The following is a 15,120-nucleotide window of genomic DNA, read 5'->3' as shown; positions in this document are numbered from 1 at the left end:
AGGAATTTAAAATGTCAAATAAAGATCAAGCTCAGGAAGTCAAGGCAGAAAATCTTCAGGGTATTGAAAATCCAGAAGAAGCAGCTACTGGTAAAATTGTATGGGATGACCGTACAATGAAAAGTGAATATGCAAACATAGCAAACGTTGCGACTACCAATGATGAAATTATGCTTCTTTTTGGTACAAGTCAGGCGTGGAACAATGCTCAGAAAGATGTTCTTGTAAGCCTTACCAATCGTATTATTATGACTCCTGCTACAGCCAAACGTTTCATGGCTGTTCTATCTAAAACTTTAGATGAGTTTGAGAAGAAAAAAGCTTAATAACTTGTTTTCTGAGAAAGCTAATTCCATACAGCCGGGCTACCGTATAACTACGGTTGCCCGGCGTTTATCGTATAAATTGAATGAATCAAACATAGGCTTCAAATGGCAAAAGTAACACAGGAATTGCGAGAGTTCGTGGACTCTCTTTCTGAACTGACTCGCTCAGGGACAGATGTAAAAACTTTCTGGTCACAGTTTGTTCGCCAGTTTGCGGCCCTTTGCAGGGCTGATAAGGCTATGTTGGTGGGGACAGTCGGAGAATGCTGGAAAGTTGCTCATTCCTGGGTTCCGCCGGAAAAAGGCTGGCCTATGACTGAGGGGCTGGCAACACTGGCAGCTACAACTTTAAGAGATAGTATTTCCACCGGACGGATCGGTAATGAAGTTGTCGTTGCCGTGCGAGTGGATGTCGGACCTCAGGAAAGTGCTCCTGTTTTATTGGCTAGTCTTCCGCCGGAAGTAGCTACATTGCCGGAGTTCTCCACTCTGCTTTTAGTTGCAGCTATCCCTTCATTTTTTCAGATTTCGCGTCAGTTTAAGCAAGCTCGCAATGATGTTGTTTTTATGGGCGAGCTCTTTCAGCTTGTTGGAGATGTTGCCGGCGATGAAAGGTTTAAGCTTGCAGCAATGCGCCTTTGTAACTCTTGTGCATCTCTTTTCAGGTGCGATCAGGTCAGTCTTGGTTGGACAAGTGGGAAACATGTTAAGGTTAAAACCATCAGTAATCTTGAATCGTTTGAAGAACATGCCAAAGCTGTATGGGAATTAGAATCTGCCATGGAGGAATGTGCATGGCAGGAGGCTGAAATAATCTGGCCTGTTCAGGGGAAGCGTAATACGGCTGTAAGATCCCATGATACATATGCCAGCGTAAGACGTGTAGGTAATATATTGTCACTTCCAATCCGCAGAAACGGGAAGGTTGTCGGGGTTATGACCTGTGAACGTGAAGGAACCTCTTTTAGTGAAGATGAAGTATGGCGTTTAAGATTGCTTTTGGAGCAGACATCGCTTTGGCTATATCGTCTTGAAGAACAAGATCAGTGGCTTGGCTCTAGAATCTGGCGCAAAGTTACCGAATCAGCTCAAAAAGCCACAGGTGCCGAAGGTACGGTTAAGAAGGTCACAATAGTTACTGCTCTGGTCGTAGCAGCATATTTATTTTTGGGAGTTTGGCCGTATTCGGTGGATGGTTCGTTCATTCTTAAAGCTGATAATTCATTGCATGTAACTGCTCCCGTGGATGGTTATATTGACTCCGCTCCTGTTGAACCTGGAGATGTGGTTAAGATCGGAGATCTTTTGGTGGAGCTGGATACACGGGAACTGTTTTTGGACCAGTCAGAAGCTGTTGCAAAATTGGCCCGGCATCGTCACGAAGGAGAGAAAGCTCGCGCATCTAAATCTCTAGCCGAAATGCGTATTGCCAGAGCGATGGAGGACGAAGTCCTTACGGAAATAGAGCGTATTTCATTTTATTTGAAACAAGCCAAAGTCTTAGCTCCTTTTGACGGAGTAGTTGCAGAAGGAGATTTGCGAACGCGCATTGGAGCTCCAGTCCGTCAGGGGGAAGTGTTGATGACTGTCGCATCTCTGGAAAGGTTGCATGTTGAAATTAGTGTTGAGGAACGCGATATTGATGAAATTAAGTTAGGTGCTCCTGCTGAAATTTCGTTTGTCGGTAGTCCCGACCAAAAATATATGGTTCAAGTCGAAAAAATAGTCCCGTTGGCCCGAGTGGAAAAGGGGGCCAATGTTTTTGTTGTTCGCGGCCGTTTAGAAGATGAACGTCTTAACTGGTGGCGTCCGGGCATGAGCGGAGTTGCTAAATTTGATGTGGGTATGCGCACTCCTTGGTGGATTTTGACTCACGAAGCTATCGATTACCTGCGTTTGCAGTTTTGGATTTAGTGCATCATGGGTAAAACATTTAGTGAAAATTGGCATAGAGTTGCGAATGTTCGAGCAGCCTTGCGAGCAACTGTAGGCGTCCGCAGGCAGCATTACCGCGGGGAAGACTGGTACGTTGTTCATGATCCATATACAGGAAATTTTTTCCGTTTGACTCCTGCATATTATGATTTTCTTACTAGGCTTGATTTTAATAAGACCATTGAAGAAGTATGGCTTAAAGCTCTTGAGGACGACCCTGAATTCGGGCCGGGACAGGAAGATGTTATTTCCTTGCTGGTGGAGCTTTCTCAAGCCAACCTTATTCATTTTGATGAAGAAGTGGATACTCAGAAACTTTTTGATCAAGGTGATGAAAAAGAGCGCAAAGCTAGACGCCAAAAATGGATGAACATTCTATTTATTCGTTTTGGTCTTTTTAACCCGGAAAAGTTGCTTACTTATCTTAGTCCGCTCTGGAATGTTCTGATCAGTCTCTTCGGAGCATTGATTTGGTTCGTGGTGGTGCTCTGCGGAATATTTGTGGCGCTCCAAAATGCGAGTGAAATAGGTTACAGCGCGTCCTCTATCCTTGCCCCGAGTAATATACTGCCCTTATATGCGGGCCTAGTTCTCCTCAAAATTTTTCATGAAACAGGGCATGCCGCCATGTGTAAAAGGTTTGGCGGAAATGTTACTTCAGTTGGCATAATGTTTCTGTTCTTTGCCCCCTTGCCATATGTGGACGCTACTTCTTCTTGGTCCATGGGTAGCAAATGGCAGCGTGTTTTAGTTAGCTCCGCAGGGATTCTAGTTGAACTCTTTATGGGGTCGATTTGCTGTATGATCTGGGCATGGTCCCCGCCGGGTATTGTGCATACCATTGCTTTCAATATGATGTTTACAGCAACGGTTTCCACTTTGCTCTTTAATGCCAATCCGCTCATGCGCTTTGATGGTTACTATATTTTAGTAGATTTGCTGGAGATGCCCAACATTTATCAACGCAGCCGGGAACACATTCTGCAACTCAGTGAAAAATATTTATTCAGTGTACGTGGTGTTCGATTCAAAAATAGGAGTTCGCAGGAAGGGTTCTGGCTGGCTTTTTACGGGGTGGCGAGTTCAATTTATAAGGTCTTTTTAGTTCTCGGTATCAGTATGTTTTTAGCGGATAATTATTTTATTATTGGTCTTTTGGTAGGGGGGGCGATGGTTATATCCAGTTTCCTCAAACCTATAATTAATTTCATCAAATATTTATTTAGAAGTCCTTCATTACGAGGTGTTCGGGGCTGGGTGTTACTTAAATCAGGAGTAGTTTTTGGTGTAGTTGCGATCTTTATTTTTCTTGTACCGTTACCGTATGACATTGTGGCCCCTGGTGTTGTTGAATCACGTGATATAAATAATGTTATAGCTGAAGTTGCCGGCGCTGTTGATGAGTTTAAAGCTGATCCGGGAGCCATAGTTTTTAAAGGGCAGGTGCTGCTAATACAGAATAATCCGACCCTTGATTTCGAAATACGCAAGGCGAAAGCGCAACTGCGTCAAATTTCAATTCTCAGACAACAGACTCTAAGCCGAATGGGATTGGATAGAGATCCGGTTCATAAACGCAGGGAGGCGCTTCTTCAATTGCTAACACAGCTTGAAACGCGCAAGAGCGGGTTAACCATTTGTGCTGATCAAGACGGGCTGTGGATTCTTCCTGATGCCGAAAAATTACAAGGGCAGTGGGTGGCAAAGGGACATGATTTCGGACGTATTGTTTCTGAAGATGAGTTTCATTTTATGGCCGTGATTTCTCAGGAAGATGCTTCGACTCTTTTTGACGGGAAAATAAAGGGGATGGAGGTTCATGTAAAGGGAGCAGGTTTGCAAAATATAGCTGCTTTCAGTTGGGATTTACAAGCTCATTACCATGAAGAACTTCCTTCAGTTGCGCTCGGTTGGCGTGGCGGTGGAGATATTCCTCTTTCTTCTGCGGATAATTCAGGGTTGCTTGCCGCTGAGCCTTTTTATTTACTCAAGACCGATTTAGATATGTTTAAGGGAGTCAGTGTTCCGGGTGGACGAACAGGAAGCGTTTGTATTGAGATGGCTCCTCGCTCTCTTGCCGTAAGGTTTGTTCTGTATTTCAGGCAGTTCATGCAGAAGAGATATCAGTTATGAGTTTACCGTTTGAAGATAGATTCAAAGTACAAGTGCCCATTCCTCGAAAGGTTCATAGGGGAATGGATGGTTTGATTCATGGGGTGAAGAGGCATCTTGCAGAGAAAGAATTCTCAGTGCCTGAACTTTTAAAACGAGCAGAACTGGTTGTTGCCAGCTCACTGGAATTACAAGATGTGCGCGCTGATGAATTGAGAAGTAGGCTTAGTCATATGCGCATTGAGTATCGAGAAAACGGCAGTGTTGGTTGCCAGATTTTAGATGATATATTAACTCTTGTTTGTGAACTAAGTTTTCGTTCTGTTGGGTTGCGTCCTTACCCCGTACAGCTTCTGGGAGCACTTGTAATACATGATGGTGGTTTAGCGGAAATGGCAACCGGTGAAGGCAAAAGTTTGGCCTCGGCTGTCGCTGCTGTTCTTATGAGCTCTGCTGGAAAACCAGTACATGTTTTGACCTCAAATGATTATCTAGCCGAGCGCGATGCTGAAGAAATGACTCCGCTTTTTATAGAGTGTGGATTGCGGGTAGGTTTTGTGACAGGAGAGACTCCGCATCCTGAACGGGCAAAGTCTTATTTGCCGGATGTTGTTTATACAACAGGAAAGGAGCTTCTTGGTGATTATCTTAGGGATCGTATTAAGGTTGGAGACAAAGCTAATGATTTGGGACGAGCTATCGTTCATACTCTTATGCCTGAACGGTCGGGAAAAGACGGATTGGCTTTGCGCGGGCTTTACGCAGTTATTATTGACGAGGCGGATAGTGTTCTCGTTGATGAGGCTGTGACCCCGCTGATATTATCAGCCCCGAGGGAAAATATTTCATTAGAGGGTGCGACCCTTGCCGCTTGGGAAGGAGCAAAGGGGCTTGAGAAAGATGTTCATTATAAAATAAACTGGCAGTACCGTGAAATTTTTTGGACTCCTCAAGGGGAGAAACAGATAAAGTTTATAGCCGCATCTCTGCCTAAAATTTGGCAAGGTAGTGAACGTAGTCGTGAACTGCTTACTCTGGCTTTACAATCTAGGGAAATGTATTTGCAAGATGAGCATTATGTTGTGCTGGATGGAAAAATAGTACTCCTTGATACCCTTACCGGAAGACTCACACCCCACAAAAATCTAGGAATAGGATTACATCAAGCCCTAGAAGCTAAAGAAGAAGTCGATATTTCTCCGCCCACAAAGACTCTTGCCAAGATGAGTTATCAAAGATTTTTCCGCCTTTTTCCAAAAATTGGAGGTATGAGCGGTACTGTCAAAGAAGCAGGTCCTGAATTTTGGAGAGTATATCATATGCCTTTTGTGCAGATCCCGACTCATAGACCTATCATTCGCAAAGAATTACCTTGGAGATTTTACCTCACTGCTGACGAAAAATTGAAAGCCATAGTTAAAGATGTTGCGAAACTTCATACTACCGGGCAGCCGATTCTTATAGGAACTAGAACTGTTCATATGAGTGAATTGCTCGCTACAATGTTTGAGGAAGCGGGTATTTGCTGTGAGGTACTAAATGCTGTCCGCCATAGCGAGGAAGCCCGAATTGTTGCTGATGGTGGCAGGCAGGGAGCCGTTACTATTGCTACAAACATGGCTGGGCGAGGAACAGATATTAAGTTGCAGGATGGAGTTGTAGAGCTTGGCGGACTTTGCGTTATTTCTGTGGAACCACAGGATAGTGCAAGGGTTGATAGACAACTTTTCGGACGTTCCGGCAGGCAGGGCGATCCTGGCTGCGTACTTATTTATGGCTCTTTAGAAGATGTCCTTTTTACTAGGATACTGCCTCGTTTCATAATTATGATTCTGAAAAAGTGCTGTTCGTCGAATAAAAAGGGCGGAACATATATTTTGCAACGCATCGTAGGTTTGCTCCAAAGTATTTCAGAGCAAAGATCCGCAGCGCAGAGGCTTGCTATTTTGCGCAATGATGACTGGTTAGAAAAAAGTCTTTCCTTGCCGGGAGCTTAAAATGAGAATAATTGGAGTAGAAATGATTTCATCAGATAAGTTATATAAATTAATGACGATAGCCCTAACTGTAATAGTGTTATCCAGTGTTGGTGCAACTTGCCCTGTATGGGCAGAGGATGATCTTCAGGCAAATCAAAAGACGGTTAGTTCAGATGTGACTGTGTCCCCGGGAAAATGGTCCGTGGGTCGTCTTCGCAATATGTCCGATAACGTGGAGTTGACCGTAGGAGTGACCACCAAAGGACCGATCTTATTCCTGATGCTTGATGAAGCTCAGATGAAAAAATTTCCAAAAATCAGTGATCCGCTAATGATGACCCGAGTTGACGGTTCACTTGCCCTCAAAACCAACATCCGCAAGGGGGGCAACCACTATTTGCTTTTCTGGAATAAATATTCATCTAAGCCTATTTCTTTGCGATTTAAGGCTCGGGTTAAGCTGTTGACTACATTATAGCTAGTTGTAGTTGTAAATAGCGTACAATAAATCCATAGCCTCAAGTCGGTATGGAGTATGATAAACTCGCAAATCAACACCCATCGGATTCTCTTCGCTCAAAAGATATATCCACATTGGAGTGGATCTTTACCACAAAAAAACGTGATTCCTTATTTGGGATTGCGATTTTTTGTGCGTTTTCGAAGCTGGAGTGAGCTCTGCGAATCTCATTTGGGGCAGTATGTATTGTTCTAATTCTCTGAAAAAGTAGATAAAACAAGTTTATCGTAAACGCACTACTTGTTAAACTGCTCTATTTTATTTCTACCTCGAGAATTGTGCTACTAGGATGAGTTAATTATCATGAGTATGGTTGTCTCTTTGGCCTATGTTAATAGTCTTATCTGGTGAAAATATATTTTGCTACACTCCTCCGTAATTTCAATCTCCCTCATATAAATTTTACTTTTGAAAATTTCACTTAAAGCCGACTATTCGGTTTATTTGTGTAAATTTATTGGCTCATAGATTAAAATTATATCTTAAAAAAAACTAATTTTAAAAGATATTTGCGCCTTATAGGTCTAATCATAATTTTCTATTGATTGCACAGTATATTTAGTATAGAAGTTTCGAGGCTCAATTGTATGATACTTCCCTAATAATAGATCTAATGACTGCACTTTTAAAAGGAACACGCACAAAATGAAAGCAAAAGATACCGCGCGAATTATATTCGTGCTTTTAGTTTTAGGTCTATTTTCAGTACTAAATATTGTTGAAGCTCATGCTGTGAAAGAAAGAGTTCTTTATTCTGGTTTTGCCTTTCTTGGAGAGCATGCAGATATAAAGAGTCAGTATAAATACAGTGATCAAATCTACAATCTTAATAATGCAGAAGGCAGACCACTTGTTGAAAAGATGCTTTCCGAAATAATGCAGAAGACTGACAGCAAAAATATTGAAATTATTACTGGTGAATTGGGACAGCTGGACAGTGGTGAAGGTTTGGCAATGGCTATTGCTTTGGATTGGGAGGATGTAGCCGTTGAAACACTTGAAGAGGGGTTGATTAAAGCTGTCTATAACTTACATGGGCAGATATTATTTTTTGATTTTATCAAAATGGAGGTTGTGGCCAGCTATCCATTTGGCGTCAGGGTTACCGATTGTACTTCTGGGATTCCTTCTGAGGAACATAAGCTCGAAATATTTAAAAAACTTTACTTGTCTGACATTGCGGGAGTTAATTTTCTTGATTCTTTATGCAGCCTTTTAACAGACGCAGAAGTTAAATCCAGTGCCTCGAATTTAACTTTTAAGGTTGAAGACGTGGTTTTAGAGGCGAAGGCCAATGAGTTTGTTGTAAAGAATTTCCCGAATGATCGAGAAGAAGCCTTTAAAATTTTTGTAGCCCAACAGTTTAGTTCTTTTTTCGCCAAGAATTTGAAGACGAGCATACTCCCTTATACGAAAGGAAAAGCCATAGGTAATAAGATGGCTGGCCGTTTTGCAAATGGTGATGTTTTCGAGCTTACGGTTCCAGATGGAGATTACCCTATCACTATAGCTATTCGAGGCTTTAAAAAGGTAAAATTAGACGAAAATGGGACAGGGGAGTCGTGGGTATATGGAAGCTATGTTCGGCTCATTGTGGAGTCTGCTCTTGGAGATGTCGTCAATAGTAAAATTAAAAACGGAGCGGTTAAAATTGTTCCTGCTGGTCAGTTAACCGTCGCGGATAGTTCTGCTTTTGTTGAAAGTTTGCTGGTTCTTTTTGATAAGACAACAAAGCAAATCGAAATATGTGATTCAGATTGGCTAAAGAAGTGTGCAGAAGGGTCATGTACGGGTGACCAATTTCAAGCTCTGAAACAAAAAATCAATAAATACTGATAAACGGGGATCAAATGAAGAAAGTCTTTTCAATAATGCTGGTGATTTGTTGCGTGCTAATGCTGTGTTCTACCGCTTTTGCTGGCACTTCAGTAACAGGAGTTGCTACTCTCAATTACGAGGGTGGAGTTTTTTCTTCAAAAATTAAAACAGAATCTAAGGATAAGGTTGCTCAGGAAGCCTTACTGAATGCATGGAAGAAGTATACTTCTTCATTTAACGCGGCAAAGTATAAAGCTTATCTTAAAATTGAAAAGGATTTTACGGATAATCTTGATCAATACATTGCCAGCCATAGCATTGTAGACGAAAGGAACGATGAAGATAATGAAAAATATACTGTAGCGGTTAAGGCTCTCATCAATGATGTTGCTGTTGACAGCAAGCTTAGCCTTTCTTCCGCCGCAGGTAGCGGGGCGTCCGGCGAAGGAAGTATGTTCTCCTTTATTTTTGTTGCTCGCGATACAGCTTCAGTTAAGTCCTATGATAAAAAGGTGACTAAAGTTGCTAAGGCGCAATCTATGTCTTCAGGTAAAGAAACTGGTTCGATGGGCGGTTCTACCATGGTTTCTGGCGAATCTAAGAAAAGCATGGCCAAAACTACAACTGGTGGAAGCTCTGAGCAAAAAGCAGACAAACTCAAATACACCATTTCAAGCTCCGCAGATATTGATGCTGCAATGAATGAAGTTTTGTCTCCTGCCGGTTTTGAAGTTGTTGAATATGGCGATATTGTAAGTGAATGTGGCGGAGTTGAACCTGATGTCATTAAAAAAGAATTTTCAATGCAGGCAGAGCTTTCCCGCAAAACTCGCAAAGCTGCCATTGCAGGAGCAAGACGTTGTGAAGTTCCTTTATTTGCAATTGGAACATTAGACGCAGGGATGGCTGATATTGATCCGACAAGCGGATTGAAAAGAGTTTATGTTTCAGTGAATGCTAAGGTGTATAATATTAATAAAAGATTGCCTAAGAAGGTCGCTTCTGTAGGTCCTGTGCAGTTTGCAGGCCTCGGACCTTCTGCCATTGTTGCAAAAAGAAATGCATTATCAAAGGCTGCGAAAGAAGCAGCTCGTTCTATTGTAGATCAATTGAATGCAAAAGGTTTGAAGTAGAGTAGCAAGGCTCGGCCAATTTCGGCTGAGCCTTTTTTTGGGGAAGAGATTCTTTTAACCATTAACGCAGGTTTTTCCTGCATCTGTTACGGAGTGACTTGATGAAACGCTTTACAATTTCTTTGTGTACTATTCTTTTGGTTCTTTCTTTTGCCGGTATGGCAAATGCCTTTGGTCTTAGCAGTATGACATCTGTCGCTACAGGCGAAGATTCTAAGCCTAAAGCGGATATTAAGGGGCTAAGCTCAGAACAGGCAACTCTTAAATCAAGACTTGTCAGTGCGTTGGTGCACATGCTCGGCGCTCAGGAAAAAGTTCTTATCGCAACTGGTGATAAAGATGCTGCCGGCGCTGTATCTAACCAGATTGGAGTTCTCAAAGCTGGTAACGTTCAGGATGAAGAGATTGATAAGTCTGTTGCGTTGACCGAAGATAATGACGAAGCTATTTCTAAAAAAGAGTCATCTATGGATGACCTTGATCAGTCTTCTAAAAAGAAGATTGCAGAAGCTTTACCTCCTTATGCTTCAGGCGTTGTTGATATGACAAAGCTCAGCAAGGACTTCACTGTGTGGCTTGACGGAGCTCAGTCTGCGGTTTCAGAAGCTTCCCCGACTAGCCTTCTTTCTATCAAAAAAGATCTTTCTTTTGGTATGAATATGGCTCCAAGAATTCCTCCTCTTACTTCTCAAACAGTTTCAACTACTCATAAACTGATAGCCTTTTGCAAAAGTAATAAACTCGAAACATCTGGCGCTGAAGATGCGATGGGTGATTTGTAGGAAGTATTGTGCATTAAGCGGACAGCCCGGACTTATAGTGGTCCGGGCTGTATAAATAAATCTGAACAGCCACGCTATCAGGAGACTTAACAAGTGAGACTACTTCTTCAACTTCTTTTTATTCCTCTGGTTACTTTTTGTCTTTCTACTAGTATTGCTTTTGCTAAATTAAATTATGTAACGGTTGAGGGGCATGGGACTGGAGTCACTCCGAAGGAAGCCGTTCAGTCGGCGCTGGTCGACGCTTTAGGTAAAGTTAATGGTATGCAAATGGCGTCTAGAGAACGCACTGCAATGTCATCTGTTAAAGTTACAGCTGAGGTGCAGGGCAAGCAGGGTGTGGCTGAACTTAATAGTGAAGAATTTCAACAGGAAATTCAGACTGCAACCAAAGGGCTAATCAAAAGTTACGAAGTCGTGTCTATCAAGCCCGACGAGTATACTGCCGGACTTCTTGCTGTTGATTTAAAGGCAACGGTTATAAAATATGCAAAGTCTAAACAGGCGAATCGCAACCGAATAGCAGTTCTTCCATTTCGAGTCGACAATGCTAATGATGTAACTCAAACAACTTTCGCCAAAAATTTATGTCAGGGGTTAGTTGGATATCTGACTCAGACAAGGCGCTTTGCCGTGCTTGACCGGGACTTTCAAGATGAAAGTAACGGGGAGTTGAATTCATTAAAGAGTGCTGATGTTCCTATGGAAGAGATGGCTCGCCTTGGAAATCGACTTGGCGCAGATTTCATAGTTGTCGGCCAGATTAATAAGGCAGTTTCAAAGCAGTGGAACAAAGAAATGAAATCTACTGGCAAAAAATTCCCTATGTCTCGCTACGGGGCAGCTCTTTCTTATCGGGTTATGGATGTAGCAACTGGGCAAATTATGTTTTCCCAGCTTTATGATGGGATTGGAACTCATCAGGGGTATGCTCCGGATATGAGCCGTATTGCTAAGAAGTATGCGGATGTTCTCGGTAAGCAGCTTGTCGAAGGCATTTTCCCCCTGCTCGTCGTTTCAGTCTCAGGTAAATCGATGTACATCGGTCAGGGCGGAGAAACTATTAAAAAAGGTCAAAAATTTACTCTCATCCAGTATGGGAAAAAAATGATGGACCCTTATACTAAGGAGTCTCTTGGCCGTGAAGAAATTCCAGTTGGCATTGTGCAGGTTACGGATGTTCAAGCAAAGTCCTCTCGTGCCAATATTTTAAAGTGCAGTGTCGATATTAATGCTCTATTTGCTCCGAATGCCTTTATTGTTCGCCTGATTAAAGGGTCTGGCGGTCAAAAAAGAGCTGCTAAAAAGGCTAAGAAAGTTGAAAAAGTAATAGAGAAATCCATGGTTGAGATGGAGAAGGAAAGTAGTGATGACTGGTAGAAGGTCGTTGTACCAATTTATTTTACTTGCAGTTATGCTTTTGTCAGCTCTTCCGACTGTTGCTATGGGACAGCCGGCTCCTTTAAAGGCTTTTGAACTGGGTGGTCTATATCAGTCTTCTTTGAAAGAGAAGGGTTCAGGTTGGTATCCACTAACTGATTATGTCGTATTTATTGCTGATCTTGAAAGAAAAGGTCGTGGCGATTCTGTACGTGATATGAGAGCCAAAAGCATGCTTAAAGCTGGCGAGTTGATGCGCTCATGGTCGGCCTCAGAATGTGGCAAAGTTCAATGTGATTTGAGTCGTTGGCCTGATCGGTCCAGAAAGATTCTCCAAGGTTATCTTGAAAAGAAAATTCAAACTCCGTCCTTCGCTCAGTTTCATGGGCACGTTGTAGAAAATGCACCTGTTAAGCAAAGGTATAGATATGCCTTTGCTGTTCCTAAAGTTGAGCTGAAACAATTTTGTAGTCAGCTTAAGCAGGTTTCCTCAGACCCCATGAGAGTTTTCAGTCAAGCTCTTGAGGGTGCTCTTAAGTATGAAAATTATCCTTTAGCAGCGACTTTGTTTTTTGATGCAGGTCTGCCTCATCTTGCCTCCCTTGCAATTCAAGAGGGGGGGGCAGAAGAGTTTTGCATGGATAATTATTCTTTTAAGCCTAGTCCCTTATCTCAAAGGAATGCATTAAAGGAACTTTTAGAAGGAAAGATGAATGTTGAGGCTAAGAATCTTCATAAACTTCCTGGTTCCTATGAAATCCTTTCAATGATGGCTGAAAGTTCTATGAATACTCAGCCAGAACGATCATTTTCTCTTCTAGGATTATCATTGCCTACGAGTGGCGATAATTACGCTGACGTTCTTGATATGATGAATAGTTTGACGGAAGGGAACTCAATGGTTCCCCCTAAATGGCAATCTAGCGGTGGTGAGACAGTTAAAATGTCGATGCTTTCTCTGGGAAATCTTCGTTTTGGGGAAGGTGTATCCGCTTTTGATGATGGCTATCTTAAGCAAGCCGTAAAGCTTTTTAGCAGTCGCGGAGATAAAAATAAAATTAAAGAACTTTTGATTCAGGCGGCAGATAAAACTCCCGCGAATCCTAAGGTTTGGGATTATCTGGGAGCCATATTAAAGGCAGATAATCAGTGGGCGCAAGCCTCTGTAGTTTATCTACAGCTTTTGCAAATACGGGTATTTGACTCTGAAGCGATGGGACATTTGGCTGAGTGTTACAGTCATATGGGTAGAACTAAGTCAGCAAGTGTTATTGCAGAGTTCATGTTTTACAGTGGCCGGGTCGGGAATAATAAAATTCTTAAAAGAATCACACAGCAAATAAGAGGGAAGCAATAATGAGAAGTAGAACCACGAAACTGGCGAAAATATTAATGGTAGCCATGGTAATGCTAATGGTAAGTTCATTTGCCTTTGCAGTAGAATACTCAGATGAAAAAGCTCAGGAACAACTAGTTGGTCAAGATGCATCACAGGATGTAAGCCTCGCTTCTGCACAGGCCGCGATGGAAAAACCACAGCCGCCAGTAGTTCCACAGCAGACTATCGATGAAGCCGTGGATAGTTATCTTTCAAACTCAGGATACGGACGTGGCTGGAATGATAGTAAGGAAACTTTTATTTCAGTTGGAGTCTCGTTTCTTGATTGCGAAGATCCTTCCTACGACACTTCGTTCATAAACAAACGTTCGCTGAAAAATATGGAAGCGATCTTAGATGCTAAGGCACAAATAATCGAATTTGTGCGAACTGACATGAGTGTTTTGGATCAAGCCAGCACCCCTGGAACAGACTTAAATGCAGAGTTCAAAGATAAAATAGATAAACTTCAAAATAGTATAGAAGCCCAAAGAAACAAGCTGGCAAAGATGCTTAAAACCGTTGATGCTACCGAAGCTGCAGCTCTTCAGGGTGCTAACTTTGGCGATAGACTTAACAGGCTTATGGATGCAGCGATTAAAAAGCTCGATGATACATACTCTAGTGAGCAGATTGATGAAAAGAAAAGAAAAAAATATGAAAAAGCAAAAGCCAGATATCAAAAAGCTTCCACTGAGTGCTCTCAGTTAGAAGCACAATTAAAAACTTTGACTGGTTCTAAAACTGAGTCTTTAAGTTCTAAAACTGAAACTTTGTCAAAAATGCCTCTTATGGGTGCAACGGTTATAGCGCAGTTTGAATCGTGGGATGAAGAGAGCGAGCAATATAGTTCTGCCGTTGTAGTTATGTGGAGTAAGAAAATGGAAGCACTGGTTAGAGCATTCATCTCCGGTGAGGTCATGAAAGTTGCTCCAGGTAAGAAGAGCCTTACTGAATATATTAATGGGGCTGATTGGTCGTGTGGATCTGGTGGACGTAGATTCCGTGACAATAATGGGGAAGTATATTTCCTAGGAATCGGTTCTGCGGCTGTTGGAAAAAGTTCTTCTAGCGAGAAGAGAGCTCGCGGAATTGCCGCTCAGGTTGCAAAGAAAGAAGTAGCAACAGCTATTTTCGCTGATGTTTCTTCTCATAAAATTGCTGAAGCAAAAATGGAGAGCTACAATGGTGGAACTGGCAAGGACACAAGTGTTGCTGCAGAAAGTTTTGCTTCAGAATTACAGCAAACCATTAAAAATAGAAACATAAGTGGTCTTCAATCTAAATATTTGCGTAAGGTTAAGCATCCTATTTCAGGGCAGTATATCTATGTTGCTATCTATGCTGTAAGTGGACAATCTGCCAGAAACGCTTTGATGATGGAAGAATCCAACTACATAAGCAGGATTATGGATGTTAAGTCGCAGCAAAAGATGAAAGGAACCAAAGCTGGACACGATTCGGCTGTAGAGAGCGCCAAAGCTGATACGAACTCTTACAATCTGGCTAAGAATCAGGCTGGAGGCAATGTCTCTTCACAGGCCAATCAGGCTAAGCCTTCTGCAAAGGCAAATTCCGGGTCTTCTGCTGGAGCTGGAGCTTCTAGCGGAGTTTATACTGGGGCTGGCCAAGATGATGCAAGCTGGTAATTGATTTATCTATTCGGCGCTTCACTGAGTGAAGCGCCGGTTTTTTGCCTGTCTTTTTTTCTACCACTTTCGAAAGCTGTAGTGGTTCATACCATTTGATCCTAATAT

At 42.3% G+C, this 15,120-nt stretch carries 11 protein-coding genes; all 11 read left to right on the top strand.

What is annotated here, in order from left to right:
* The first annotated feature begins 11 nt into the window (after window positions 1-11).
* The 11 genes from BR06_RS0116260 to BR06_RS0116210 all read left to right on the top strand — a co-directional run bounded on the left by BR06_RS0116260 (window position 12) and on the right by BR06_RS0116210 (window position 15,012).
* The gene (locus BR06_RS0116260; RefSeq protein ID WP_051677143.1) at window positions 12-326 is read left to right on the top strand and encodes a DUF3467 domain-containing protein; all 315 of its coding nucleotides are present in this window, start codon (window positions 12-14) and stop codon (window positions 324-326) included.
* A gap of 105 nt (window positions 327-431) precedes the next feature.
* A complete protein-coding gene (locus BR06_RS0116255) occupies window positions 432-2,240 on the top strand; it encodes an efflux RND transporter periplasmic adaptor subunit (protein ID WP_084154209.1) in 1,809 nt (602 codons plus the stop codon).
* A 6-nt stretch (window positions 2,241-2,246) separates the two neighbouring features.
* Entirely contained in the window at window positions 2,247-4,394 is a 2,148-nt protein-coding gene (locus BR06_RS0116250) for a hypothetical protein (protein ID WP_031484947.1), read from the top strand.
* A complete protein-coding gene (locus BR06_RS0116245; protein ID WP_051677142.1) occupies window positions 4,391-6,370 on the top strand; it encodes a preprotein translocase subunit SecA in 1,980 nt (659 codons plus the stop codon). Before BR06_RS0116250 ends, BR06_RS0116245 begins: the two co-directional genes overlap by 4 nt.
* Window position 6,371: 1 nt before the next feature.
* A complete protein-coding gene (locus tag BR06_RS0116240; protein ID WP_031484944.1) occupies window positions 6,372-6,830 on the top strand; it encodes a hypothetical protein in 459 nt (152 codons plus the stop codon).
* Window positions 6,831-7,517: 687 nt separating this feature from the next.
* Window positions 7,518-8,708: a hypothetical protein gene (locus tag BR06_RS0116235; protein ID WP_031484942.1), complete on the top strand. Its 1,191-nt coding sequence runs from the start codon at window positions 7,518-7,520 to the stop codon at window positions 8,706-8,708.
* 14 nt (window positions 8,709-8,722) lie between these two features.
* Entirely contained in the window at window positions 8,723-9,823 is a 1,101-nt protein-coding gene (locus tag BR06_RS0116230) for a hypothetical protein (protein ID WP_031484940.1), read from the top strand.
* Between the two features lie 101 nt (window positions 9,824-9,924).
* Entirely contained in the window at window positions 9,925-10,605 is a 681-nt protein-coding gene (locus tag BR06_RS0116225; protein ID WP_031484938.1) for a hypothetical protein, read from the top strand.
* Between the two features lie 93 nt (window positions 10,606-10,698).
* Complete coding sequence (locus BR06_RS0116220; RefSeq protein ID WP_031484936.1) at window positions 10,699-11,985, top strand: CsgG/HfaB family protein; 1,287 nt, start codon at window positions 10,699-10,701, stop codon at window positions 11,983-11,985.
* Window positions 11,975-13,342, top strand: a complete 1,368-nt coding sequence (locus tag BR06_RS0116215; protein ID WP_031484934.1) for a tetratricopeptide repeat protein — start codon at window positions 11,975-11,977, stop codon at window positions 13,340-13,342. Before BR06_RS0116220 ends, BR06_RS0116215 begins: the two co-directional genes overlap by 11 nt.
* Complete coding sequence (locus tag BR06_RS0116210) at window positions 13,342-15,012, top strand: hypothetical protein (RefSeq protein WP_031484932.1); 1,671 nt, start codon at window positions 13,342-13,344, stop codon at window positions 15,010-15,012. The genes BR06_RS0116215 and BR06_RS0116210 overlap by 1 nt, the downstream gene beginning before the upstream one ends.
* Window positions 15,013-15,120: the final 108 nt, after the last annotated feature.

Origin of the sequence: Maridesulfovibrio frigidus DSM 17176 (assembly GCF_000711735.1) — a bacterium.
In the GTDB taxonomy this organism is placed as follows: domain Bacteria; phylum Desulfobacterota; class Desulfovibrionia; order Desulfovibrionales; family Desulfovibrionaceae; genus Maridesulfovibrio; species Maridesulfovibrio frigidus.
Note: the sequence above shows the minus strand (reverse complement) of the source record. Positions and strands in the feature narration are given on the sequence as shown.

Excerpts from the sequence above, each read along its gene's own strand:
- BR06_RS0116260 (WP_051677143.1), top strand. The coding sequence starts at position 12 with ATGTCAAATAAAGATCAAGCTCAGGAAGTCAAGGCAGAAAATCTTCAG.
- BR06_RS0116255 (WP_084154209.1), top strand. The coding sequence starts at position 432 with ATGGCAAAAGTAACACAGGAATTGCGAGAGTTCGTGGACTCTCTTTCT.
- BR06_RS0116250 (WP_031484947.1), top strand. The coding sequence starts at position 2,247 with ATGGGTAAAACATTTAGTGAAAATTGGCATAGAGTTGCGAATGTTCGA.
- BR06_RS0116245 (WP_051677142.1), top strand. The coding sequence starts at position 4,391 with ATGAGTTTACCGTTTGAAGATAGATTCAAAGTACAAGTGCCCATTCCT.
- BR06_RS0116240 (WP_031484944.1), top strand. The coding sequence starts at position 6,372 with ATGAGAATAATTGGAGTAGAAATGATTTCATCAGATAAGTTATATAAA.
- BR06_RS0116235 (WP_031484942.1), top strand. The coding sequence starts at position 7,518 with ATGAAAGCAAAAGATACCGCGCGAATTATATTCGTGCTTTTAGTTTTA.
- BR06_RS0116230 (WP_031484940.1), top strand. The coding sequence starts at position 8,723 with ATGAAGAAAGTCTTTTCAATAATGCTGGTGATTTGTTGCGTGCTAATG.
- BR06_RS0116225 (WP_031484938.1), top strand. The coding sequence starts at position 9,925 with ATGAAACGCTTTACAATTTCTTTGTGTACTATTCTTTTGGTTCTTTCT.
- BR06_RS0116215 (WP_031484934.1), top strand. The coding sequence starts at position 11,975 with ATGACTGGTAGAAGGTCGTTGTACCAATTTATTTTACTTGCAGTTATG.
- BR06_RS0116210 (WP_031484932.1), top strand. The coding sequence starts at position 13,342 with ATGAGAAGTAGAACCACGAAACTGGCGAAAATATTAATGGTAGCCATG.